Source organism: Anaerocolumna sp. AGMB13025 (assembly GCF_029689925.1).
Classification (GTDB): Bacteria; Bacillota; Clostridia; order Lachnospirales; family Lachnospiraceae; genus Anaerocolumna.
The window spans coordinates 6,431,942-6,457,020 of sequence record NZ_CP121445.1; the positions used below are offsets into that span (position 1 = coordinate 6,431,942).

A 25,079-nucleotide genomic window follows, 5' to 3' on the forward strand; every position below is an offset into this window, starting at 1 on the left:
CAGGTAATAGATTGCCTGCAAACCACAGGATTACACTTAGCTGCTGCAAAATCCATGGCAGTCCCAGCTTCCTATGCATTAAACATTACCTTTTCACTGTTAAATGCCTTAGTTATGAAATAGGTGAATATCGCTGCAAGTAATAAGGTTCCCCCAATGGTAGCCCCGAATTGCTGAAGGGTCAGTTCTCCCATAAGAATTTTCTGTATGGATATGGCACTGCCGTAAACCGGTATTGCATACATACCAAGAGTTTTTTCTCCATTGCCGGAAAACATGGTCGCCATACCTGCTACAATTACTGCAATCATAATTGGGGATACATAAGCCGCCGCTTCCTTAGCTGTCTTGGCAAGAACCGAGGTAAATGCCACTATTCCAACATATAAATAAACCAAAGACAGCATTATAACAAGAAGCTCAATTACCTGGAGTGCCGAAAATGTTATGGTTAAGCCTTCCATTATATCTCCGCCCCCAAAGCCGCCTAACATAAGAGGCATTGCTACTATCATGGAAACCGCGTATATAGCCGCAGATAGACTTGCAAGTATCGAAATGGAGATTAATTTACCAACAACAATTTCACTCCGTTTTAAAGGTGTTAAAAGCATACTTGCCATGGTACCACGCTCTTTTTCTCCGGTAATGGCATCAATGCCAAGGCTCATGGCACCCTGGAACAACATAAAGGTAATCAAATACGGAAGCAGGGTTCCAAATATCTTACCACTGGCTTTTTTGTCATCTACGATAACGGAGGAATCAGGATCCACATCAATATGGAATACCGTTAACTGGTTAATGTCTCCAAACCGTTCCGTTAAGAGTTTTTGCTGGTAAGCGTTTAATATGGTATCCACAAAATTATTTCTGGCAGAATTTGAGTAGTCCTCGGAAGTATTATAAAATGTTTTTACTTCCGGTATTTGGCCACCGGATTTATAATCCTTTACTTTATTTAAGAAGTCATCCTCAAAGGTAACTAAAAGATCTGTGGTACCCTTTAGTATGCCGTCTTTGATTCCGGTTAAGTCAGCTTCTGCACTCAGATAATTAATATCAGCTTCTAATTTGGCGGAGGCAATCACGTCTTTTAGATCCTCCGGTGCATTTTGGATATAGATGCTGGAAACATGTTTTTGTATATCATTAACCATGGCAGACTGCATCTGACCCATGAAATAATAGATACCGATAATTAAAACCGCAGGTAGTACAAATAAACTGATAATGAGTTTTTTATCTGAAAATACCCTGGTTAATTCCTTCTTTATAATTTGTTTTGTTCCGTTCATGCTATGCCTCCTCCTTATTATGCTCTTTATAAAGTTCAAAGAATGCATCCTCTAAATCATCTGTGCCGGTTGCAGTTAAAATCTCTGAAAGAGTTCCATCCATTACCTTACGGCCGTTAATAATAATTCCGATACGGTCACAAAGTTTTTCTGCTTCAGACATAATATGTGTGGAGACAATGACTAATTTTCCTTCTTCGCGTAATAATTTTAAGTAATCTGTTACACTTCTGGCGGTTACAATATCAAGACCATTGGTTGGTTCATCAAAAATGACTACCTCCGGGTCATGGACAAGGCTTACTGCGATAGAGGCCTTTTGTTTCATACCGGTTGAGAGTTCATCGATTTTCTTATCCTGGAAGTCGTTAATTCCAAAATGTTCAAATAATAACTCCCGTCTTTTATCAATGGTTTTTTCGTCCATTCCATGTAGTCTTCCAAAAAAATTAAACATATACTTTGGTGAGAACTGAGGGTCCAATTTTATCTCATTGGTTAAGAAGGAGATGGATTCTCTTACTTTCTCCGGTTCCTTTACCGTATCATGGCCGCATACCGTAATTTCACCTGCGGTAGGTTTCAGTAAGGTAGCAACACAGCGAAGGGTCGTAGTTTTTCCTGCCCCATTAGGTCCTAAAAGACCATATATCTCGCCTTTTTTTGCCGACAGGCTGATATCATCGGCTGCCTTTTTCATGTTCTTCTTCGTCTTTTGCTCTGCCATCTGTTTTTTGCTTAGCTTGTAAACTTTGGTTAAATTATTGATTTCTATCATATTGACTCCCATCTGCGTGGTCTTTACACGCGGGCAGGTCACTCTTGCAAGAGTACCTTTTTACACCTGCCAACTAAAATAAGCTGTAAACTACACATGAAAATAGATTAAACCCAGAATTTACCTTTGTCAATCTATGAATCATTAGAATAAGTTTAAAATTTCATTAAGTTCCCTTTTCTAAAGGCTCTGCTTCTAACCCCATACATTTCATGGTATAATAGACTAAATAATAAAGTAAATAGAGCCGCTGCGCCAGATAATGAAGTACTGGCTTTTGCAGCAGCCCCTGTTCTGAAAGGAGATTACTGAAATTGGGATTACTTCAATCAATGGATGAATCAATTTTATTCTACATATTGGAACACTTTCATACACCGCTGTTAGATAAAATCATGATTGTAATAACTACCCTGGGCAACTCTGGTTTTATCTGGCTGATAATTGCCGCTTTACTTCTGATTCCAAAAAAGACAAGATACATAGGAATCTTTCTTTTCCTAGCCCTTTGTACAGAGTACCTGCTTGGTGATATGTTTTTAAAACCACTAATAGCCAGACCCCGCCCCTTTATCCGTTTTCCGGAGATAGATCTTCTAATCAAAAGACCGGGTTCCTTTTCCTTCCCCTCCGGTCATACCATGTCCTCCTTCACCGCTGCCACCGTCATCTTTTGGGCAAATAAACGTGCTGGCATTTCAGCCTATATATTGGCGGTACTCATAGGCTTTTCCAGGCTGTATCTGTTCTGCCATTATCCTACGGATGTATTGTCAGGAGCTGTCCTTGGTACCCTCACCGCACTATTTGTTATTACTTTTGCCAAAAGCTTCCCTAAACAAACACAAGTAAAGCAGTAACGGACAAAAATAAGTTACATTAAATATAAATTCAATCTTACGGAAAGCATACTTTCCATATTAATATAACAAATTAGTATCGATATGTCAAGCAAGCTTTCCATGGCAGAAAAAATACTTAATTCTGCCCTTTTAACCCTGAAGAGAATAGAGATCCCTGTTCCAAAATAAAAAACTTGATAAAATCGGTCCAAAAACTAAATTAGAAAGCATCCTTATGATATTCTTCATAAGAGCTTTGTTCAGAGTCTGAATAAGTCATTTGTGAATTCAGACTCCAAACAATAAGCTTAGGAAGGATATCATAATCATGCTTTCTTCACAGTGTCCAAAACCGATTATATCAAGTATTCACTACAAAACAACTGTAAAGTCAACGATTAATCTCCCTCAACCTCACCCGTTGTATCCTGTGTATTACTATCCTTTGTATTACTATCCTGTGTATTACTGTTTTGTTTATTATTTTCCTTTGTATTACTGTCTCCGGTATTACTGTCGGCAGTATTGTCTAGGGTATCCGCATCTGCCGGTTTATTAACCACTGGGCTTATAAGCTTTAACTGATCCCAGACTTTATTATTGACATCAACTTTAACATCGGAAGCCCAGCCTGCATACAGATCCTTAAAGGTGTCATTCTGTCTTTGGGCTATTATTTTTTCTTTCTTTTCCAGTGTGGCATCCTCATTGTAATCATTAACACAGTACAGGATGTGATAACCGTACTGGGTTTCCACAATACCGCTGATTTCTCCCTTTTTTAAAGCAAATGCGGCATCTTCAAAGGGTTTTTCCATCTCCCCTTTTCCAAAGGTGTATTCCACGTTAGAATCTTCTGTATTCGCTTCTGCGAAGGTATAAAAATTATCTGCTTTTTTAGCCTGCTTTAATAAATTCTGGGCTTTTTTATAGGCTTTCTGCTTATCCGCGTCACTCATTGGAAGCTGCTTACCGTCTGTATCGGTCTTAGAAGTCAGGACTAAGAGATGGTCTACGGTAATCTGCTTCGCCTCCTCATCGGATACGTCCGTGTTCACATTCATAGTGGAGGCATCATATACCTTTTCATAAATCATGTTATCACGATAGAACTTTTCTGCCAGCTCCTGGGTAAGTCCATATCTGTTCTTATCTTCTTCGGTAACACCGGCTAAAAGATTTTGCGCATTCTCTTTAATCTGCGCTTCATCCTCTTCGGTAATTTCGGCTCCATACTGATCCGCCTTATCACAGGCTATCTTAGTCTGGGCTATCATATCCATAATCTCCTGTTTCGCCATTTCGCCAAACGTCTGTCCATTAAAATCATAGGACCAGATCTGATCACCAAAATAGGCTTCATACTGCGCTTTAATATATTGAAAATAAATCATTGCTTCACTATAACTTACTTCTTCTTTTCCGATTTTTACAACAGTTTTCTTAAAAATACTTTCATCTACAGGAGCCTGTTCCGACTCCTTCCCTTCTGCTATATCTGTTGTATTCCCGCCCTTTACCGAGGCCGGGGCATTAGATGCAGCATTTTGATTATTCTTATTATTTTTAGAGCAAGCTGTGGCAGTCAATAGCAGGACAGCCATCAGGCTTAGCACGATTGCTGACTTTATTCTGTTTTTTCTTATCTTCTTTTTTAATACGTCCTTCATTCATACTCCTATCCATCCGCTTACGGCGGTAATCTTTTGGCGGTAATATTTTAGCTGTAATCTCTTGTTGATTATCTCTTGGTGATTATCTCTTGGTGACTATCTCTTGGTGGTACATCCTGTTTTCCTAGGTTTATTATAGATTATTTTTCTTCCTCTATCAATAACTTTAAATCTCCCAGGAGATTCTTTACAAGTTCAAACAGGCTTATCACGTCCATTTTTACAGGCTTACCCGGTTTTTTGAGGGAATAGGTAAAATACGGGTTGGTTTCCGGCACCAGTTTTAGGGCTGGCTGGTATTTCTGGATGAATTCCGGTATCTTATCTACCTGTAATTTTGCTTTGTTATACATAACCAGCTTGATTTCCTCGTTCCGATATACTAAGGAGGTTACATATACACTATGGCAGATCGACTTAATAAACGCGATGTTTAACAGATTATTGACTGAGGAGGGCATATCACCAAAACGGTCTAACAATTCCTCCTGCATATCCAAAAGCTCTTCCTCATTTTCAATTTCCGCAATCCGCTTGTATACGTCTAACTTCTGGAACTCGCTCTTAATATAAGTGGCAGGGATAAAGGCGTCAATATCCATATCCACCGTAGTATCAAAGGTTTCTTCCTCTTTTACTTCTCCCTTCATGGAACGGATGGCATCATTTAACATCTTACAGTATAAATCATACCCTACCGCTTCCATGTGTCCGCTTTGCTGGGCTCCCAATAAATTTCCGGCACCCCGGATTTCAAGGTCACGCATGGCTATCTTAAAGCCGGAACCTAGTTCCGTAAATTCTTTAATGGCCTGGAGTCTTTTTTCCGCCACTTCCCTTAACATCTTATCCCGTTTATACATTAAAAATGCATACGCCGTACGGTTGGAACGGCCAACACGTCCTCTAAGCTGATAGAGCTGGGAAAGTCCAAGGCGGTCTGCGTCATCGATAATCATGGTGTTAACATTGGAGATATCCAGTCCGGTTTCGATGATGGTTGTAGATACCAGCACATCAATTTCCCCATTAATAAAGTCAAACATAATCCGTTCCAGTTCTCTTTCGCTCATCTGGCCATGAGCAAAGGATACATTGGCTTCCGGTACCAGCTTGGCAATCTTACCGGCAATCTCATCAATGCCGTTAACCCGGTTATATACATAATATACCTGACCGTCCCTTGCCAGTTCTCTATGGATGGCTTCTCTTATGATTTCTTCGTTATGTTCCAATACATAAGTCTGGATGGGCATACGGTCTACCGGAGGTTCATTTAACACACTCATGTCCCGGATGCCGATTAAACTCATATGCAGGGTTCTTGGTATAGGAGTGGCTGTCAAGGTCAAAACATCTACGTCCCCTTTTAATTGTTTTACCTTTTCTTTATGTGCCACACCAAAACGCTGTTCCTCATCGATAATAAGCAGTCCCAGGTTCTTAAACTGGATATCCTTTGAGAGGACTCTGTGAGTTCCAATCAAAATGTCCAGATTTCCTTTTCTTAACCGCTCAATTACTGCCTTTTGCTGTGCTGCCGTCTTAAAGCGGGAGAGCATGTCAATGCTGATGGGAAAATCCATCATTCTTTGTACAAAGGTATTATAATGCTGCTGTGCAAGGATTGTGGTGGGTACTAAAAAAATAACCTGTTTTCCGTCAGATACCGCTTTAAAGGCAGCCCGGATGGCAATCTCTGTCTTACCATAACCTACATCACCGCAGACTAAACGGTCCATGATACGCTTGCTTTCCATATCCCGCTTGGTTTCTTCGATTGCTCTTAACTGATCATCCGTCTCCTCATATGGAAACATCTCTTCAAATTCCTTCTGCCAAACCGTGTCCGCCCCAAACTGAAAGCCTTCCCTGGCCTGACGGGTGGCATACAATTCCACCAGTTCCCTTGCAATCTCTTTTACCGCTCCCTTTACCCGGGTTTTGGTGTTCTTCCACTCGGGGGAGTTGAGCTTGTTTAGCTTAGGCTTTCTGGCATCGGCGCCGGCATATTTTTGTATTACCTCAAGACCTGTTGCAAGAATATACAACACGCCTCCGCCGCCATATTCAATTTTCATGTAATCCTTTGCGACCTTGTCTACTTCTATTTTCTCAATGCCCCGGTAAATACCCAGACCATGGTTTTCATGGACCACATAATCACCGATATTTAAATCCGTAAAGCTTTGGATTTTCTTACCGTCATATTCTTTCAGTTTTCGCTTTTTCTTTTTTTCCGCACCGAAGATATCGCTTTCGGATATAATTACAAGATTAATAAGAGGATATTCAAAGCCTCTGTGAAGGCTTCCATAGGTTACCATAATCTCGCCCTTTTGGATAATCCGGTCCATATCCTCGCTGTAAAAGGCATTTAACTCATGTTCCCTTAAGTCTTCACTGAGCCGTTTTGCCCGGGTCCTGGAAACAGATAATAAAAGGATACGGTAGCCACTCTTCTTCCACTTCTGCAAATCCTTTACCAGAATATCAAAGTTATTATTATAAGGATTCACCGAACGTACTGTAAAATCCCACCTGCCCTTAATCGTAAAATAAGGGGCTTTGTAATCCATGGTACTAAGAAGTAAGGTAGTCTTATGATTTAACCCGGTAAGCAGTTCCTTATAGCCGTAAATTGCATCACTTTGACCGGGAAGAATGTAGCCTTTTTCAATTCTTCCAATCATGCCTTCCCTGAATTCGGTTTCCACCGCTTCGCCCTTTTCCTGAATCCTGCTGGGTTCATCCAGATAAATCACAGAATTATCCCCTTCAAAATAATCAAAAAAAGATACCGTATTATCATAAAAATACTTAATATAACTATCAATACCCACAGAACCCTGAAAGCTTTCCAGATTCTCCTTAAATTCCCCTACAATATCCTGAATTCTTGCGGCTTCCTCGGTCTTTCTCTGTTCTCTGAGTTTTTTTACATACTCCTTTTTTTCTTCTTCTATCTTTCTAAGCCCCACTGCCATCCGGTCCTGATCTAAAATCATCTCAGCCGCAGGATAGATATTTAAGCGTTCCATGCGTTCAATGGATCTTTGACTGCTGATATCAAAGGAACGTATGGAATCTACTTCATCACCCCATAATTCAATACGGTAGGGACATTCCTGTGTGGGTGGAAATACATCCAGTATCCCACCCCGAACAGCAAATTCCCCGGGTCCTTCCACCTGACCGGACCGTTCATAACCTAAGTGGACCAAATCCGCCTGAAGCTTAGTTAAATCAAGGTTTTTCCCCTCTTCAATCTTAAGAACCCTTTTCTTAATAAAGTCTAAGGGCAGAATCTTATCCATACCTCCGTCTAAGGTGGTAATCACTGTGACAGGTTCTTTTTCAATCAGCCGTTTTAAAATTTTAAGACGGTCCCTTACAATTGCATTTCCATGAATATCCGCACTATAAAAAATAATATCCTTTGCAGGATACAGATAAACATTCTTATCATATAGCTTATAATCCTCATAAATTTCCTTGGCCTTGACGTCATTATAAGTAATGATTAACTTCCACAGGTAGCCTTCACTTAAACCATTTACCAGGTGACATTTCTGGGAATCAATACAGCCGGTTACCTGAACCGGCGTATTTTTTAATTTTAAGTTATCTTTTATGTCATTAAACTCTTTTAATTCCTTCAGGGGGGTAGTAAAGGTCTTCAAGCTGTTGCCTCCTTATATCTGATCTAAAGGTTTTCCCTATTTTCTATTATAGATATTCATAGCAGTTTCCATTCCATCTTTTATGATGGATTTTACAGCTTCTGAGGATTTCTTAATGGCCTCTCTGATAATGGGCTGCTCCTCCGCTTTAAAACGGGACAATACATAGTCTGCCAGATCATAACCTGCCGGTTTATCACCTACGCCTACCTTTATTCTTGGGAATTCTAAAGTCCCTAAGTGGCTGATTATACTTTTGATGCCGTTATGACCGCCGGCGCTTCCCTTGCTACGAAGCCTTAACTGCCCCGGCTCTAAGCTGATATCATCATAGATTACTATGACTTCCTGGGGTGTGACCTTATAAAAGTCCACCAATTCCCTGACACTTTCCCCGCTTAAATTCATATAGGTCTGAGGTTGGGCAAGTATGACTTTTTCCCCTTCGATAAATCCTTTGCCGCAGACTGCTTTATGTTTTTTAAAATCCAACGGGATATTATAGTCATCTGAAATTCTGGTAATCACATCAAAGCCGATATTATGCCTGGTAGCCTGATATTCCCTGGTTGGATTGCCTAATCCGATAATAATGTACATGTTGCTGCCTTTCTGTTGGGTTTGAGAAAACCCTTCTATTAATGTATTTTAAATGTCTGCTATACGGGGCTTGCTAAGGCTGCTTCGTAAAAGTAAAACTGACCCAAGCTAACTACACTTAAATTCCTTGAACTGTTTCTTACTTTAAATTTCTGCTTCTGAATGCACTGTTTCTTATGTCCCGTTCCTGAATATATGGTTTCTGAAAGCGATATTTCTTAATTCATTATTATTTTTAATCCTAATTTCTTAAAATCATTATTACTTAAAATTCATTATCTATTAAAATTCATTATCTATTAAAATTCATTATGTCTTAATATCATCAATTTCTTAAAATTCAATTATTCAATTATTTTTAAAATTCATTATATCTTAAACTTCATTATTTCTTAAACTTCATTATCTCTTAAAACTCATTATTTCTTAAAATGCATTATTTCCTAAATCCATTATTTCTTAAAATCCATTATTTCTTTAAATCCATTATTTCTTAATATACAGCCCTTCTAACTCTGGATACCCGATATATTATGAACCCGAGGAAGAAGATGCTGCTGCTCCGGCAGCAGCTGTGGCTGCAATTATCATAGCGGTCTGCTGAGCGATTACGATACTTGTCAGACTGTTTGCAAAGGCTAATTGGACGGAATCTTTACCTATTCCCTCCATATATTCCGAGGTTACCAAGGCTGCCGCATACATGATCCGCTCGTGTTTTCCCATAGACCAACTGCCAAGTCCTTTTTTCCCAATTAATATCTCATAAGTATCTTTTATTTCATCCGTTATCTTATCCACATCGGAAGAAATCAATACAAGAATCCCCATAGAAGCTAATTCTTCATATCTACTGACTTTACAGCCTTTTTCCTTTAGTTTGTCATAAATCTTAACTGCCCTGCTGCATTTTATATCTGCTGATTCTTCCCCTAAGGTAAGTACATGGGTTAAGGATTGAAGGGCGTTGCCACTTCCGAATTCTTTTTTTAACAGTTCATAACAGGTTTCCATTTCGTTTATCGCCGGTTCAACCGATAGTCCTGTCAGGGCAAGCATAGCCGCATAGCCGTAATCATCGGTAGAGGTAAGGAAACGGTGTTTCTTTTTCATAGCATCATAAAATTCTTTTGCTAACCTGACCACAGGTTCTGTATCCGTTATATCCGCCCGCTTTGCTATAGAAAATGCCGCAAGGGTCAGGTAAGGAGAACCATAAAATCCTGCGTTCTTTAATTCTCCAAAGATTTTAAAGCTGCGTTCAAACAACCCCTGGGGGTCTGCATCTAAGGACAGCAGAACGGAAAGGGCGAAAAAAGTTGTTTCCTTAAAGGAGGAAAATAATCCGGTATTTTTCTTTATAATCTCTTTTGCAGCCTTAATAGCTTCTACATCTGCCGTCCTGCCATCATTCGTATATAACAAAGCCCCAAGGCAATGCATCATGGCATAATCCCATCTGAAATTCTTTCGTAGTATCAGGTAATTCTCCGCGAATAAATCACACTTAGCCTGTAAGCTATTGTTAATCATTCCTGCCACCTCTTTCATATACTGGAATTTCTAAAAATAAACGCGCAATTATGCTGCACATAGACCGTCTATGTGCAGCTAACTTTAATGTTGATTCTTATTATAATCGATTGGGAATTTTATAGCAATAAATTTATGGGAGTTATTGATAAGAGCTAGTTCACACCACTGCTAAAAACAGCAGTGATGTGAAATGTGAACAATAACACGTCGCGTTTATCACCTTTGAGCAGTAACTTGATAAGATACTTCTGCCATGGTATAAGTCTCATAAAATTCTGCCGTACTAAATTCCGTATCTCTGGTATGACCTTTAAAATCCTCATCAGACTTTAGAAAATAATCATAAGTTGATATATGCTTGCCATCTATTGTCAGAGGATCATCCCAGGTGCAGTCAATATTATACCATTTTCCATCAAGCTTTACGATATTCCAACCATGACTGTCTTTATTGCCGGTTCCGGTAATGATCCTGGAGGAAATTCCGGCCTGGGTAAACATTTTGTAGGCCACACTCATATAGCCCTGACAGGTGGAGCTTTTTCCGATTAAATTATCGTAGGCAGAATATTGCTCTGTATTGGTATCATATGAGGCATTTTCAATAATGTAATCATGGATTTTCTTGATTTTATCATAATCGGACAGTTCTTCTATCTTCCATTTTGCTAATAGCCGTTTTATGGTTTCATCCACTTGTCTGGTCTCATCTGCAGTTTCATTATATTCAAACTCATAGGTCACCGTCAGCGCATTGCCAAATCCCACGATATGAGCGTAAATGCTATTGGTCTTATACCTTAAATAATCATAATCACTAGAAGTTTCAGGATCATCCATATTATAGACCATATCAATGGCATCCTCCGTAAACCACTTCATATCTTCAACTTTCCCAACATATTTTACTTGTGTACCGGGTAATCCATTTAACATGGCGACCCTGATTTCACTGACAAAGGTCTGCTCGTTCTCTGCCTGATTGGTGCTCCCGGAGACCATAAGCCAGGCGGCCAGGTTATATCTGTCGTTGACGGCATATAATATAATTCCTAATAGGATTAAGGATAACATAAATCTAAGAAAACTTCTCATATACCATCTCCTCTCCGTTTTTCCATGCCTGCTCTTATTATTACACGGTTCCTTTTATCATATTTCTTGGTTTTATCTATCATTATACTCTAATATTAGGTTAGTCTGCAATCAATAATTGGGTTGTTGGCAATATCTGTGTGTTGGGTATTGTTGAAGGTGCTTCGGACTTTTATTGTATTGGGGACTTGATAAAATCAGCTTGAAGGCTGTGAAGAAAGCACAGCTTGGAATCTCCTTCCTAAGCTTAGTATTCTGTGTCTGAATTTACTAATGGTTTTTTCCTGTGGTAAGACAAGAGAGAAAAGCACAAACTCCTCGCTATGCTCGTCAGACAGTGTGCTTTTCTCTCTTAAACCACAGGAAAAAGCCATAAGTAAATTTAGCAGACACAGAATGAAGCGCTTAGGAAGGAGATTCCAAGCTATACTTTCCTTGTTTCGGTTTATTGAGCTGATTTTATCAAGTTTTTTATTGTTTTTTGGAACGGCGAAGCAGTTTTGGGTGCAGGGAATGGTACAAAAGCAGTTGCAGTAGCAAGGTCTGTTAAGCACAGGAAATTATCAAATCGCCCTGTGATACTCTTAAGTGCTTAGGTTTCAGGTTCTCCTAAGAGAACAACGCTAACAAAGTAAATATTATAATGGTAAAATTATGATATTTGATGTAGTATGTATTTATGAAAGTGAACCTTATTTGCTGGCAAGTATGTCATAAATATTAGAAAAACAAATTCATAAATAGAGAAAAGGATGTCGAATGAAAAGAAAAATCTTGATTGCAATTCCAGTTTTTATAGTTGTAATACTATTAACAAGATATATTCTAAGTGAAACGTGTAATGTCTCAAATAATTCCGGTGTTGAAAGTAATTTTAGTAATGGCAGTAATGATAGTAATGATAGGTACTCTGATATTACCATTCATTCGCCAATGACGTTATCAAACAATGATATGTATTCTATAAATGGAGAACATCAATATCTAAGACTTCAAATGATAAAAGGCAAATATTATGAAGAGTGGAATCCAGGACCATATATGGGCACTATTTGGGAGGGCGATTTCATTATTGAGTTAATTGATGATTCAGGTGAACTTATCAGCCAGATAGATTTGAGTAAAGTATATAAAGGGAAATTAATTTTCACATCTTCTTTTCAAATAGAATTTGATGATTACAACAAGGATGGGGATCTAGATTTTACCATCGGTCAGTATGCTTCAAGTAATGGCAGAGAGTATACCCTGTTTACACTAAGAAAAGATGGGAAGATAGAGCTTTTGCCTATTAACGGACATTCTTCTCTCTTTATAAGCAAAACCACAGGATACTACTCAACAAAACTTACTAAGAAAACTGATACTTCTTTTACAATTGAGTATTATGACAATTCGGTGGCTAAGAATATCGAAAATGAATTTGAATGGAATGGAAAAGAATTTATCAAAAATTAAGATGAGGCTATATAATGCAGGTAGCCGTTCTTACCCTAATGCGTATTAAATGAAAAATTCAATGAGTAGAGTTAAATTTAAGCTCTACTTAAAAAATATGTCTACTATCAACAATCTGTTATGACAAAGCCAAAATCTTTAAGATATATTTATGAAATCTCCTGTATATGTTTCAGTTCGAAGTTCCCTCCGTTGCCACGTCGAAAGTCCTCACAACCTGAAAGCAAGAAGGAGCTGCTGCAAAATTCACAGCATAAATTACTTGGGAGAGAATATGGATTGTATTTTCCGGATATGTTGTGTAAAGTATGCGCGAATGGCTGCAAGATAGAGAATGCAGCCGCTTATTCGCGCGATCTTTACACAACATATCCGGAAAATACAATCCATATTCTAAGCCCAAGTTCGGAACCTAACCCATTTTGCAGCAGCCCTTCCTCCAACACACCCCCGGACTTTCGACCCCCAAACTCAGCCCCAGGAACCCCAAAATAAAGGACAAAAAAATAAGGAGTATCTCAAAACCCCCTATTTAATAGTCTTGAGATACGCCTTATTTATAAAATACTAGACTTCTTTTTCTTCATATTCCTCGGCAGCGATTTCATAGCTTTCGAGAATAATTTTTTGAATCTTATCTCTTGTTTCTGAGTTAATCGGATGTGCGATGTCGCGATACTCCCCGTCACCTGCTTTTCGGCTGGGCATTGCAATGAATAAACCTTTTTCGCCTTCAATTACCTTAATATCATGTACGACGAATTCATTGTCCATTGTAATAGATACTACCGCCTTCATCTTTCCTTCTTTGCTCACCTTGCGCACACGCACGTCTGTTATCTGCATTGTGTGATCCCCCTTTAATATTATTTATCTAATTGTTTTAGTTAAAGTATATACCTTTCATTTTTTTCTACTACTATTCTAACATTATCCGGTTCACCGATATGGGTTGTATTATTCCTTATAGTGTCCCGGCTTTCTACTATGCAGTTTTCTATATAAGTGTTGTCCCCAATGTATACATCATTTAGAATGATGGAATTCTTAATGGTACAGTGATTGCCTATATAAACTTTTTTAAACACAATAGAATTTTCAACTACCCCGTTGACAATGCAGCCGCTGGATATTATGCTGTTCTTAACTGAAGATCCCTGATTATACTTTGCTGGTGGTAAGTCATCAATTTTTGAATAGATGTCCGGATATTCTTTAAAGAAATAATTTCTTACTTCTTTATCTAAAAAGTCCATATTCGTCTTATAATAAGATTCCACCGTAGCAATATTGCTCCAGTAGGTATGCATCTCATAGGCATATATTTTCTTAATATTCTTATAGCGAATTAAAATATCCTTTACAAAGTCATAGCGGTCTTCCAAAGCTGACATTTCCAATAATTCAATTAACAATCTTCTTCTTATTACGTAGACACCGATGGAAACGGTATCCGCAGATGTCTTTAGTGGTTTTTCTTCATAATCTGTTATTCTTCCATCTTCATTTGTTCTTATAATTCCAAATCTGCTAGCATCCTCCCCTTCTTTCAACTGTTTACTTACCACCGTAATATCTGCTTTTTTGTTAATATGATACTCCAGCACTTTATTATAATCCAGCTTATATACACCATCGCCGGATGTAATTACCACATATGGTTCATGACTGTTCTTTAGAAAATTAATATTCTGATACATGGTGTCAGCCGTACCCCGATACCAGAAACTGCTGTCCGCAGTTATCGTAGGAGTAAAAACAAAAAGTCCTCCCTGTTTTCTCCCAAAATCCCACCACTTGGATGAATTTAGATGTTCATTTAAGGATCTTGTATTGTATTGTGTAAAGACCGCAACCTTCTGTATATGGGAATTGGTCATGTTGCTTAATGCAAAATCGATACAACGATAGCTGCCTGCTACCGGCATGGCAGCTATTGCACGTTTGTTCGACAGTTCCTTCATCTTATTGCTGTTACCACCGGCTAATATAATTCCAATTGCTCTCATCGCTTACCACCTGCCTTAATCAATGTCTCACCACCGGCTAAATAACCGTCTGTGTAGTCCTCCATCGTGGTTGTTCCAGAAATTGCCGTATTTTTACCAATTTTAACATGTGAGGGTATGACAGATTTCTCTGCTATGGTTACAAGTCCAAAGGAATAGATATTCGGTTCCTTCTTATTTGGTACTTCCTCACCAATGCCAAGTTCTGAATAAGCTCCGACTTTAGCACCCTCTGCAATTATGGCTTTTAAAACGACTGCTCCGTCTTCAATCACGGCATCTTTCATTATAATGGAATCACGTACCACAGCGCCGGTTCCAATATAGGCTCCGGAACCAATAACGGAATTATGGACTTCTCCGTATATTTCTGCACCTTCACCAATTATGGCTTTGTTAATGACTGCGGTATCTGCTATGTACTGAGGCAGTATAGTATCACTTTTCGTGTATATTTTCCAGAATTCCTCATATAGATTAAATACGGGTATCAGATCGATTAATTCCATATTGGATTCCCAATAGGAACCTAAGGTGCCTACATCCTTCCAGTATCCGTTATACTCATAGGCAAATACCCGGTCACCTCTTTCGTGACAGTAAGGAATTATGTGTTTACCGAAATCACAGCCTTTTTGCTCCGATAAAGTAATTAAAGCTTCCCTTAATACATCCCAGGTAAAGATATAAATTCCCATGGAGGCCAGGTTGCTTCTTGGCTTTAAAGGTTTTTCTTCGAATTCCGTGATTCTCCTTTCATCATCTGTAATGACTACTCCGAACCGGCTGGCTTCTTCTATGGGAACCGGAATCGTTGCCAGGGTAATATCGGCCTTGTGCTGTTTATGGTAATCAAGCATTGCTTCATAATCCATCTTATAGATATGGTCTCCGCCTAAAATCAACACATACTCTGGATTATAATACTCCATATATTCCAAATTCTGGTAAATCGCGTTGGCGGTACCGGTATACCATTCACTGCTGTTGTTCTTCTCGTGGGGCGGCAGAATGGATACGCCACCGATATTCCGGTCAAGATCCCAGGGAATACCAATCCCGATATGGGTATTCAGCCTTAAGGGCTGATATTGGGTCAAAACGCCTACCGTATCTACACCGGAATTAATACAATTACTCAGGGGAAAATCGATTATTCGATACTTTCCTCCAAAAGCCACGGCAGGTTTTGCAACATTAGAGGTTAGCACTCCCAGTCTTGAACCTTGTCCACCAGCAAGAAGCATAGCAATCATTTCCTTCTTTATCACGCAATCACCTCATATTGTTTATTTTGACACCATTATACCATTCTTTTACATAAATGTGAATAAATTTTACAAATATTTTAAAACAAATTATTCTTTTTTTAGCATTATACCTAATTAAATTAAGTTTTTACTTAAAAAAATAATTCGTTACTTTGAATGTCTTATTTTTCCAATAATGATTATACCAATAAATTAATAAAAATTCAAGTTTCTTCCAAGTTATATCGATAAAGTCAAGCTGCAATAACCAAATTTTTTCATATCTTGTTGGTATGCCAAAATTTTTAATTGTATTTTTATAGGAAATGATTATAATAACTTATAGATACGAAACTTCAAACGAAACTATTATAAATGGCAGATTCTTTTTGGCTGCCACTTAGCATAACACGCAAATTACAATAGTTATTACAAAAATAATTAATTAAGAATAGGAAGTGCAATTCTATGTATCATATCAATTTTAGCAATCCCATTAAAGTACACTTTATAGGCATCGGCGGTATCAGCATGAGCGGTCTTGCCGAACTTTTACATACGATAGGTTTTACCGTAGCCGGCTCTGATGCGAAAAAGAGTAAAATCACCGAGCATCTTGAGTCTTTGGGTATCCAAGTGTTTTATGGACAGCGTGCAGCAAATATTACAGACGACCTTGACCTTGTGGTCTATACCACTGCAGTTAAGGATTCAAATCCTGAATACCAGGCAGTTATAAGTGCAGGGATACCAATCATTGACCGGGCCGAGTTATTAGGACAGGTAATGTTAAATTATTCCGATGCGATTGCCATCTCCGGAACCCACGGTAAGACCACCACGACCTCCATGCTCTCCCTTATCTTACTGGAAGCCGGCTTAGACCCTACCATATCGGTAGGCGGAATCTTAGACAATATCGGAGGCAACATCCGAATTGGTAAATCGGAACACTTTATTACGGAGGCTTGTGAATATACCAACAGTTTTCTTAAATTTAACCCCACGAAAAGCGTAATTCTAAATGTGGAAGCCGAACATCTGGATTTCTTTAAAGACCTTGACGATATCCGGAGTTCTTTCCGTCAATTTGCAGACCGTCTGCCAAGTAATGGTATGTTAGTGATTAACGGAGATATTGAGAATGTTTCTTACTTTACAAAGGATCTTCCCTGTTCTTTCATGACTTACAGCATTAATGAGTCCGTGGATCCGATTCCCGGTGCTGCCGCCCACTACACCGCTGCTAATATTGAATATAATAAGTTAGGTCACGGTCACTATGACTTACTGGAGAATGGCGAGTTCTTAACTCATATTGAGCTAAACGTAATTGGGGTTCACAATGTATCCAACTCCCTTCCTGCCATAGCACTGGCAAGAAGCTTAGATATATCCTTAGAGGTCATTCAGAGGGCTCTCTCCGCTTTTACCGGTACGGAACGCCGCTTTCAATATAAAGGTGAAATCGGAGGCGTGACCATTATTGACGATTATGCACATCACCCGACGGAAGTTGTAGCCACTTTGACGGCTGCCAAAAATTATCCTCACAAAACTACCTGGTGCGTCTTCCAGCCCCATACCTATACCAGAACCAAAGCCTTCTTAAAAGAGTTTGCAAAAGCCCTTTCTCTTGCGGATAAAATTGTTCTGGCCGATATCTATGCCGCCAGAGAAGTCAATCCAGGGGATATTTCTTCTAAGGATTTACAGGCAGAACTAATCAAAATTGGTAAGGATGCATACTATCTTCAAAGTTTTGATGAGATTGAAAATTTTTTATTACAAAATTGTAATAACGGTGACCTGTTGATAACTATGGGCGCCGGAGACGTTGTAACCATAGGAGAAGCACTCTTAGGAATATAGTTATCCACATTATCCACAACCTTATCAACAATTTACCTGTGATAAGGCTGTGGATTTTTTAGTTCACATAATGATTTTCTACAGTGCTGGAATATGCAAGGAAGAAATATTGATTTTTATTGATTTCTACGTATTATTACATTTTTTTACATTTTTCTTAAACAGTCTTATCCACACTATCCACACTATCCACATTCAGATTTATTCGGACATCCCTTGGAAAATGCCCTATTTCCTTATATTCTTACCTGTGATATAATGGCAGGACAAAGGAAGATGTGAGGTTAAATTATATGAGTACGATTATATTAAATTCCAACAGTGTTTCAGATACTACCATGATACCGAATCTGTTTATCGATCATTTTATGCCTTCTGCCAATGGTTCTTATGTGAAGGTATATCTGTATCTGCTTCGGTGTATTAACTGCACCACGGATGCCCAGATTACAATCTCCTCCATAGCCGACAGACTAGATGATACGGAAAAGGATATTACCCGGGCTTTGTGTTATTGGGAAAAAGTGAATTTAATATCCCTTGTAAGAAATACCGACAATGACATTATATCAATTACTATAAATGACATATACGCCCTGAAACGTGCTGGAGAATATACGGCAGAAGAAGCTGCTCTGTCAATTTCCGGTGTTTCAAGTGGTTTAGGCGCTGCTGCAACTGTTTCCGGTGCCTCAAGTGGCTTAGGCACTGCTGCAACTGTTTCTGGTGCCTCAAGTGGTTTGGCGGTTGTTTCTGGTGCCTCGGGTGATTTGGGTGCTGCTGCCGTTCCCAATGATTCCAGCAGTTTAGGTGCTTCATCTAATGGTTCAAATGGTTCTCAAACTTCAACTGATTTCCCTGTCTATGCCGGCGGGTCTATCGAACAACCGGAAGGTAAGGAAACCCCTGGGGAGCGGAACTTTGAAAAGCCTACTTATTCCGAAGCCCAAATCAAACAGCTTACGAATACCGATGAAGTAAAATGGCTGCTAAACATTATTGAAATTTATTTAGACCGGCTGATTAAACCCATGGATCTTCAGTTAATCCTTTACTTATACGAAAGCGTAGGGTTCTCAGCAGAACTGATTATGTACCTTTACGAATACTGTGTCTCCAAGAATAAGAAAAATCCCTCCTACATCGAAGCAGTCGCTATGTCCTGGGCGGAAGAAGGTGTGGATACGGTGGAAAAGGCAGAAGCTGCTACTGCTCTTTATAACAGTAACTACAATGCAGTGAATAAAGCCTTTGGATTAAACCGTGCTCCCGGACAGGTGGAAAAACAGTTTATCAACAAATGGCTCAATAAATTTGGGTTTACGATTGAAATCATTGTTGAAGCCTGCAACCGAACCATCTTACAGACTCAGAAACCCGACTTTAAGTATGCCGATAAGATACTGGAGAACTGGCATAAGAAGGGTGTAAAAGAGTTTGGCCAGATTTCTAAACTGGATGAAGAGCATTCTAGAATCGCAGCCATGAAGGCAAATAATAAAACGGCAGCTCCGCAGAAGCCGGCAGCAAACAATCGATTTAATGCATTTCCCCAGAGGACTTATACCGATGAGGATTACTCTTCCATGGAACAAAGATTATTACATAAGCAATAAGTTACAGGTGTTACCAGATTGACATAGTTACCGCCTGGCAGTTTGTACTCTTTAACAGGTTTAAAACTGCCTTTAAATTCAACATTGTCACTAATAGTACTGCTTTGTGTAAATTACATCCTATTCAAAGCCTGAAATTTGTGTTGAGCCGAGACAGGGTAATGAGTAACAGCGGTTCTGACAACGATTGACTGCAACGAAGTATCCGCGTATATGACAGGTACGGAATTAAGTGAAATTTATGTAAGGTAGTATTAGGGCATATCTATAAAATTGTATTTTCGGATATAGCCTTACACAGCCGTTTACTGTTATTAAGGTAAAGGAGAAGTAGCATGGCTTTAAAGAATTATCAGTATAATAAGATTTTACGGGAATACGATATGAAACAACTTAAGAATAAGCATGATCTGGATATCCGGACTGAAGAGGTTTACAACGCCATTCCGGAATTAAAGGAAATTGATGATGCGGTGGTTACCTGTGCGGTGCAGAGTGCAAAGCTTATGTTAATGGGTGATGATAAGCCTTTACCTGCCTTAAAAAAGGTAACGGAGGAAGCTTCCGAGAAACGAACTGCTTTATTAGTAAAGCATGGGTATCCAGCGGATTATTTGCAGCCTGCTTACCACTGTCCGGACTGTAAGGACACCGGTTATATCGGCACAGAGAAGTGCCACTGTTTTAAACAGGCTATTGTAGATATCGTCTATTCCCAGTCTAATATTAAAACAGCCATAACGAGAGAGAATTTCGAAGTTTTCTCTTATGACTTTTATTCGGAGGATTATGTGGACCCCAGTACCAGGCTTTCTCCCAGGGATAATATCAAGAAGGTTGTGGAGGTTTCCTGGGATTTTATCCATAAGTTTGACGAAGAATATAATAACCTTTTGTTATACGGCAACACCGGTGTTGGAAAAACCTTTCTTGCCAACTGTATCGCCAGGGAATTATTAGACCGTGCCCATACGGTTATCTATCTGACCGCGTTTCAGCTCTTTGACATATTAGAAAAAAATAAGTTTGGCAAGGGTGAGGATAATTATGAATCCCAGAACCAGTTTGAGTATATATTAGACTGTGACCTGTTAATTATTGACGACTTAGGTACAGAGCTTAATAATTCCTTTGTCAATGTCCAGTTATATCTGTGTATTAATGAACGTTTCCTAAGACGGAAGGCAACGATTATATCTACCAATCTGTCCCTGGATAATATTAACACCATATACAGTGAGCGGGTATTTTCAAGAATTGCCAGTAATTATTCCCTGCTTAAAATTGTAGGTGACGATATTCGTCTTAAAAAGTTATTTTAACCTGCAAGAAGCGTGTTATTGCTCACTTCACAGCTGTTTTTGATGTGGGTAGAAGCAACCGTCTGCAAATTTTTCTAGGTCAGGTTTACTATTTTAGCCTTGACTAAATAAATGGTTAATGGTATAACGTTAATGGACATTTTACCATACATATAACGACAGCATATGTTTTGGCTGTTGTTTCACAAATTTCATTGGAGGTCAATAGAATGCCGCAGCAAGAAAAAATATTTGAAACGATCCCAGCAGGTACCTTAGGTATTATATCTTTGGAGAGCAGCAAATCACTGGGACAGAAAGTAAATGATTATATTGTGGATTGGCGGAAAGCGAGAGAAAACGAACATACATCTACAATAGCATTTGCCGGTTACCAGCGTGATTCCTACTTAATCGATGCAGGCTGCCCTAGATTCGGCACAGGTGAAGCCAAAGGTATTATCAGGGAATCCGTTCGTGGATCTGACTTATATTTATTACTGGACGTTTGCAATTATAGTTTAACCTATACGGTTTGCGGACAAACCAACCATATGTCTCCCGATGACCATTATCAGGATCTAAAGAGAATTATTGCAGCAGTTGGCGGCAAAGCCCGCAGAATCACTGTAATTATGCCTTTCTTATATGAAAGCCGTCAGCACAGAAGAAGTTCCAGAGAATCCCTTGATTGTGCATTGGCTCTACAGGAATTAACTAATATGGGTGTGGAAAGTATTATCACTTTTGATGCTCATGATCCCAGGGTACAAAACGCTATTCCCTTAAAGAGTTTTGAAACCGTTCAGCCCACCTACCAATTCATAAAAGCTTTACTTAAAAAAGTACCCGATCTTAATCTGGATGCGGAACATATGATGGTAATCAGCCCCGATGAAGGTGGTATGAACCGTGCCGTTTATTTTGCCAACGTACTTGGTGTTGACCTGGGTATGTTTTATAAACGCCGCGACTATACTACGATTATCAACGGACGTAATCCAATCGTAGCCCATGAGTTCTTAGGCACCGATGTGGAAGGCAAAGATATGTTGATTATCGATGATATGATTTCTTCTGGTGAAAGTATGATTGATGTTGCCAAGGAATTAAAGAGAAGAAAAGCCGGCAGAATTTTTGTTGCTTCTACCTTTGGTTTATTCACCAATGGTTTGTCCAAGTTTGATGAAGCTTACGAACAAGGCTTAATCGACAGGGTTTTAACGACTAATTTGGTTTACCAGACTGAAGAATTATTATCCAGACCTTATTATATTAATGTCGATATGAGTAAATATATTGCTTTATTAATTGATACGTTGAATCATGATTCTTCGATCAGCAAGTTATTAAGCCCTACAGAGAGAATTCAGAATATTCTGAATAGGTATAAGAAATAGGTTGTTGCGGTATTTTAGGATTTTATTTTACTATATAAATGCTATTTATATAGTTAGCTTGTTTTGATTGATTAAGATTGGTTTATTATTAAAAGCCGGATGGGATGAAAGGTAGCTTTCAGACTGTCTGGCTTTTGTTTTTGGGGGATGTTTTATAGTGGGATATTTTATAGATTTAGGCTTTGGTTTGTGTGAGTCTTTGAGTCGTAAGTCTTTGAGTTATAAGTCTTTGATTACAGGAAAGCATCGTTGATAAAATCAGCTTTTTCGTTATTGATGGAAGGATTCGTTATGGCAGCTTTTCTATGCTTCATATTCTTTGCCTGAATTCACTAATGGCTTTTCCATGCGGCAAGGCAAGAGTGAAAATGCACAAACTCCTCGCTTTGCTCGTCAGACAGTGTGCATTTTCACTCTGAGCCACATGGAAAATCCATAAGTGAATTTGCAGGCTCAGAATGAAGCGCATAGAAATGCTGCCATAACGAATTCTTCCAGATGAGTGTTTCGAGCTGATTTTATCAACGATGCTTTCCTGTAAGTTTTAGGTTTTTGGCTGCAATGTTCTTACGGGAGTTCTATACAATTATGTTACAATTATTATTGGTTTTTCGGGAAAGTTACTTTTTGTTTGGTATCCTATTACTTTTACATAGTATAACTTTATAAATTTCATAAATTACCCAGTACAAATGGGCAGAATCGGACAGGCTATGTTGTATAATATAAGAGAATCGATTACTTATTGGTTTGAGTAGAAACATATGATTATTTTTTAATTATGATATATCTATTATAACATGGGAGGTTTTCTTTATGAGTACATTTAAAGATATGATGGAACGAACCACAATTCAGCATTTATCACATTTAATTAGGGATTATAAACAGACATCCATGATTTATGAGACTTTTGATAAAAGAGAAGAAATCGCCGACGATGATTTATATAGTAGGCTTAGTGAATTCTTAAGCAATGAGCAGATTTTTGATATTGAACCTCTTTTGAATGAATACTCTTCTAGTATAGGAGAAATTTATTTTAATATGGGGATGAAAGCCGGTGCCAGGCTTTTGCATCAATTATTGGATAATGAGGATAGGGATTATTAAGAAAAGACTATTCTTGTCCGTAATTGCCAGATATAGAAAAGTCTTAGGGGTATTTACATTATTTTATAGATCCATAAAGAGTAGATGATCGACTTATTGGTGTATTTACTACTTCCGAAATTATGCAGTAAACTATGCGCTAACAATCATACCATTAAGATTGTTTCTGACCGATTTGTTGTAGATACTGTTTTACAATAATCACTTTCACTTTCGTTTAAAGTAAAGAAATTACGTAGAAACTGATTTAGGAGCAGGTGATTAATAGATAGATATTTACATATTTTTCTTTTTTATTCGACCGTTCTATGTTATAATAATCATATCAAGTTAGAAAACAGAGGATAGTTATATGATTCCCTTTTCGGTGGAGTACGCAAGAAAAGGGGGTGGTACCATGACATTGTTTGAATCCATAAACTTAATGTTGGAATTTGGATTATTCATCATTGCCTTTATCACCTTGATTATTAGTATAATCAAATCGATAATTAAAAAATAGCTATCCTCGACCATCAAGCGTAGGATAGCTATTTTTTCATTCACACTGAATTGGTAATCAACTGACCTTCCAAAGTCCTTTGATTATTTCTATCTTGATTATATATCACTTGTTAAAATAATGCAAGTGATTTGATAGTGGCAGTTTTTTCTGCCACTTTCTTTATTTTATCCATATATTAAAGAATTATTTTACTTTTTTCTTTATTTCAGAAATTATGTTTACCGTCTTATCTGTTATTGTATATGGTGGAACATAACCTTTTTCTCACAATATTTCCCTCACTTTGTGCTCAATTTTGCACTTACATGATTACACTTTAATACTTTCTTACTTGTACACTATTATACCGTACAAGTTTAAATATTACTACTACTTTCAAATAAATTTATATCAGTTCCTCCACATAAACAATCATTACATTAAGAGTGATTTGGAATTAATTAACATTTTATTTGGAAGCAGAACTTATTGTAATGGGAATTTTTTTAACCCAACTAAGTTTTTTGCCAAATCTTCTTTCTGTATAAATGCACAGTATAAGCGGATTTTCAATCTCACTTAAATCTTTTTCTGAATTTATGTAAAATCTTGAAATGTACTCTCCTGCCTCATTAGGCAGAATATAACTAACTATGGGCAGGTCATTGTTTATAAGGAAATTATTATCTCTTAATATTTTCTTGGCAATTATATAGTTTTCACCCCCAGCTCCTAAATTCTCCGGCACAAAGAATTTATTGCCATCTGTTGAATCAAATGTTAAATTTTTTAAGCCATTAAAATAGGGGTATATATTAAGGATGCCTTTTTTGCTTTTTATAACTTTTATATCAAGACAGTATTTTTGATACTCGGATTTTCCTGTAGTATTGAGACCTAATGTTGCCTCTATCGTAACATCCTCCTTGTTTATGGTAGGTTTAATATTACAGTAAATAATTATCAATATAAAACATGTAGATATAGCAGCATAAAAGCATATTTTTTTCTTCATACTTTCTCCCTCATTAACTCTAAAAATAAATGAGATACACCTAGAATTTTCTCAAA

At 38.1% G+C, this 25,079-nt stretch carries 19 protein-coding genes; 8 read left to right on the plus strand and 11 right to left on the minus strand.

Going from position 1 to position 25,079, the window contains the following annotated elements:
- Positions 1 to 71: 71 nt before the first annotated feature.
- Positions 72 to 1,298: an ABC transporter permease gene (locus QA584_RS26920; protein WP_278272177.1), complete on the minus strand. Its 1,227-nt coding sequence runs from the start codon at positions 1,296 to 1,298 to the stop codon at positions 72 to 74.
- Between the two features lies 1 nt (position 1,299).
- Positions 1,300 to 2,076, minus strand: a complete 777-nt coding sequence (locus tag QA584_RS26925) for an ABC transporter ATP-binding protein (protein WP_278272178.1) — start codon at positions 2,074 to 2,076, stop codon at positions 1,300 to 1,302.
- Positions 2,077 to 2,390: 314 nt separating this feature from the next.
- Between QA584_RS26925 and QA584_RS26930 the strand changes: the two genes are divergently transcribed.
- Complete coding sequence (locus tag QA584_RS26930; protein WP_278272179.1) at positions 2,391 to 2,936, plus strand: phosphatase PAP2 family protein; 546 nt, start codon at positions 2,391 to 2,393, stop codon at positions 2,934 to 2,936.
- A 380-nt stretch (positions 2,937 to 3,316) separates the two neighbouring features.
- Here the strand turns inward: QA584_RS26930 and QA584_RS26935 are convergent, their stop codons facing one another.
- The 5 genes from QA584_RS26935 to QA584_RS26955 form a co-directional block, all read right to left on the minus strand.
- Positions 3,317 to 4,588, minus strand: coding sequence for a peptidylprolyl isomerase (locus tag QA584_RS26935; RefSeq protein ID WP_278272180.1), 1,272 nt, complete (start codon positions 4,586 to 4,588; stop codon positions 3,317 to 3,319).
- Positions 4,589 to 4,731: 143 nt separating this feature from the next.
- Positions 4,732 to 8,274, minus strand: a complete 3,543-nt coding sequence (mfd, locus tag QA584_RS26940) for a transcription-repair coupling factor (protein WP_278272181.1) — start codon at positions 8,272 to 8,274, stop codon at positions 4,732 to 4,734.
- A 36-nt stretch (positions 8,275 to 8,310) separates the two neighbouring features.
- Entirely contained in the window at positions 8,311 to 8,874 is a 564-nt protein-coding gene (pth, locus tag QA584_RS26945; protein ID WP_278272182.1) for an aminoacyl-tRNA hydrolase, read from the minus strand.
- 531 nt (positions 8,875 to 9,405) lie between these two features.
- Positions 9,406 to 10,407, minus strand: coding sequence for a DUF4003 family protein (locus tag QA584_RS26950; protein WP_278272183.1), 1,002 nt, complete (start codon positions 10,405 to 10,407; stop codon positions 9,406 to 9,408).
- A 219-nt stretch (positions 10,408 to 10,626) separates the two neighbouring features.
- Positions 10,627 to 11,505: a transglutaminase domain-containing protein gene (locus QA584_RS26955; protein ID WP_278272184.1), complete on the minus strand. Its 879-nt coding sequence runs from the start codon at positions 11,503 to 11,505 to the stop codon at positions 10,627 to 10,629.
- 759 nt (positions 11,506 to 12,264) lie between these two features.
- Between QA584_RS26955 and QA584_RS26960 the strand changes: the two genes are divergently transcribed.
- On the plus strand, positions 12,265 to 12,963 hold the full coding sequence (locus QA584_RS26960) for a hypothetical protein (RefSeq protein WP_278272185.1): 699 nt from the start codon (positions 12,265 to 12,267) through the stop codon (positions 12,961 to 12,963).
- Positions 12,964 to 13,530: 567 nt separating this feature from the next.
- On the opposite strand, the gene spoVG is transcribed toward QA584_RS26960, so the two are convergent.
- From spoVG to QA584_RS26975, 3 genes are read right to left on the minus strand one after another with little or no spacing between them, the layout of a single operon-like run.
- Positions 13,531 to 13,809, minus strand: a complete 279-nt coding sequence (spoVG, locus tag QA584_RS26965) for a septation regulator SpoVG (RefSeq protein WP_278272186.1) — start codon at positions 13,807 to 13,809, stop codon at positions 13,531 to 13,533.
- Positions 13,810 to 13,850: 41 nt separating this feature from the next.
- A complete protein-coding gene (glgD, locus tag QA584_RS26970; RefSeq protein WP_278272187.1) occupies positions 13,851 to 14,972 on the minus strand; it encodes a glucose-1-phosphate adenylyltransferase subunit GlgD in 1,122 nt (373 codons plus the stop codon).
- The gene (locus QA584_RS26975; protein WP_278272188.1) at positions 14,969 to 16,243 is read right to left on the minus strand and encodes a glucose-1-phosphate adenylyltransferase; all 1,275 of its coding nucleotides are present in this window, start codon (positions 16,241 to 16,243) and stop codon (positions 14,969 to 14,971) included. Before QA584_RS26975 ends, glgD begins: the two co-directional genes overlap by 4 nt.
- A 447-nt stretch (positions 16,244 to 16,690) precedes the next feature.
- Between QA584_RS26975 and murC the strand changes: the two genes are divergently transcribed.
- From murC to QA584_RS28935, 6 genes are all read left to right on the plus strand, one after another.
- Positions 16,691 to 18,094 (plus strand): UDP-N-acetylmuramate--L-alanine ligase, encoded by a 1,404-nt coding sequence (gene murC / locus QA584_RS26980; protein ID WP_278272189.1) that lies wholly within the window; start codon positions 16,691 to 16,693, stop codon positions 18,092 to 18,094.
- Between the two features lie 293 nt (positions 18,095 to 18,387).
- A complete protein-coding gene (locus tag QA584_RS26985) occupies positions 18,388 to 19,710 on the plus strand; it encodes a DnaD domain protein (protein ID WP_278272190.1) in 1,323 nt (440 codons plus the stop codon).
- Between the two features lie 335 nt (positions 19,711 to 20,045).
- Positions 20,046 to 21,032, plus strand: coding sequence for an ATP-binding protein (locus QA584_RS26990; RefSeq protein ID WP_278272191.1), 987 nt, complete (start codon positions 20,046 to 20,048; stop codon positions 21,030 to 21,032).
- A gap of 209 nt (positions 21,033 to 21,241) precedes the next feature.
- Entirely contained in the window at positions 21,242 to 22,411 is a 1,170-nt protein-coding gene (locus QA584_RS26995) for a ribose-phosphate pyrophosphokinase (RefSeq protein ID WP_278272192.1), read from the plus strand.
- An 816-nt stretch (positions 22,412 to 23,227) separates the two neighbouring features.
- Positions 23,228 to 23,524 (plus strand): hypothetical protein, encoded by a 297-nt coding sequence (locus tag QA584_RS27000; RefSeq protein ID WP_278272193.1) that lies wholly within the window; start codon positions 23,228 to 23,230, stop codon positions 23,522 to 23,524.
- Between the two features lie 424 nt (positions 23,525 to 23,948).
- Positions 23,949 to 24,026: a putative holin-like toxin gene (locus QA584_RS28935; protein ID WP_442870368.1), complete on the plus strand. Its 78-nt coding sequence runs from the start codon at positions 23,949 to 23,951 to the stop codon at positions 24,024 to 24,026.
- Positions 24,027 to 24,477: 451 nt separating this feature from the next.
- Here the strand turns inward: QA584_RS28935 and QA584_RS27005 are convergent, their stop codons facing one another.
- On the minus strand, positions 24,478 to 25,023 hold the full coding sequence (locus QA584_RS27005) for a hypothetical protein (protein WP_278272194.1): 546 nt from the start codon (positions 25,021 to 25,023) through the stop codon (positions 24,478 to 24,480).
- Between the last annotated feature and the right edge of the window lie 56 nt (positions 25,024 to 25,079).

What these genes read in the sequence shown, in the direction of transcription:
- QA584_RS27005 (WP_278272194.1), bottom strand. Translation starts at nt 25,023, where the DNA reads ATGAAGAAAAAAATATGCTTTTATGCTGCTATATCTACATGTTTTATA.
- QA584_RS28935 (WP_442870368.1), top strand. Translation starts at nt 23,949, where the DNA reads ATGTTGGAATTTGGATTATTCATCATTGCCTTTATCACCTTGATTATT.
- QA584_RS26955 (WP_278272184.1), bottom strand. Translation starts at nt 11,505, where the DNA reads ATGAGAAGTTTTCTTAGATTTATGTTATCCTTAATCCTATTAGGAATT.
- QA584_RS27000 (WP_278272193.1), top strand. Translation starts at nt 23,228, where the DNA reads ATGAGTACATTTAAAGATATGATGGAACGAACCACAATTCAGCATTTA.
- QA584_RS26995 (WP_278272192.1), top strand. Translation starts at nt 21,242, where the DNA reads ATGCCGCAGCAAGAAAAAATATTTGAAACGATCCCAGCAGGTACCTTA.
- spoVG (WP_278272186.1), bottom strand. Translation starts at nt 13,809, where the DNA reads ATGCAGATAACAGACGTGCGTGTGCGCAAGGTGAGCAAAGAAGGAAAG.
- murC (WP_278272189.1), top strand. Translation starts at nt 16,691, where the DNA reads ATGTATCATATCAATTTTAGCAATCCCATTAAAGTACACTTTATAGGC.
- QA584_RS26960 (WP_278272185.1), top strand. Translation starts at nt 12,265, where the DNA reads ATGAAAAGAAAAATCTTGATTGCAATTCCAGTTTTTATAGTTGTAATA.
- QA584_RS26935 (WP_278272180.1), bottom strand. Translation starts at nt 4,588, where the DNA reads ATGAAGGACGTATTAAAAAAGAAGATAAGAAAAAACAGAATAAAGTCA.
- QA584_RS26990 (WP_278272191.1), top strand. Translation starts at nt 20,046, where the DNA reads ATGGCTTTAAAGAATTATCAGTATAATAAGATTTTACGGGAATACGAT.
- QA584_RS26985 (WP_278272190.1), top strand. Translation starts at nt 18,388, where the DNA reads ATGAGTACGATTATATTAAATTCCAACAGTGTTTCAGATACTACCATG.
- QA584_RS26925 (WP_278272178.1), bottom strand. Translation starts at nt 2,076, where the DNA reads ATGATAGAAATCAATAATTTAACCAAAGTTTACAAGCTAAGCAAAAAA.
- pth (WP_278272182.1), bottom strand. Translation starts at nt 8,874, where the DNA reads ATGTACATTATTATCGGATTAGGCAATCCAACCAGGGAATATCAGGCT.
- QA584_RS26920 (WP_278272177.1), bottom strand. Translation starts at nt 1,298, where the DNA reads ATGAACGGAACAAAACAAATTATAAAGAAGGAATTAACCAGGGTATTT.
- QA584_RS26950 (WP_278272183.1), bottom strand. Translation starts at nt 10,407, where the DNA reads ATGATTAACAATAGCTTACAGGCTAAGTGTGATTTATTCGCGGAGAAT.
- glgD (WP_278272187.1), bottom strand. Translation starts at nt 14,972, where the DNA reads ATGAGAGCAATTGGAATTATATTAGCCGGTGGTAACAGCAATAAGATG.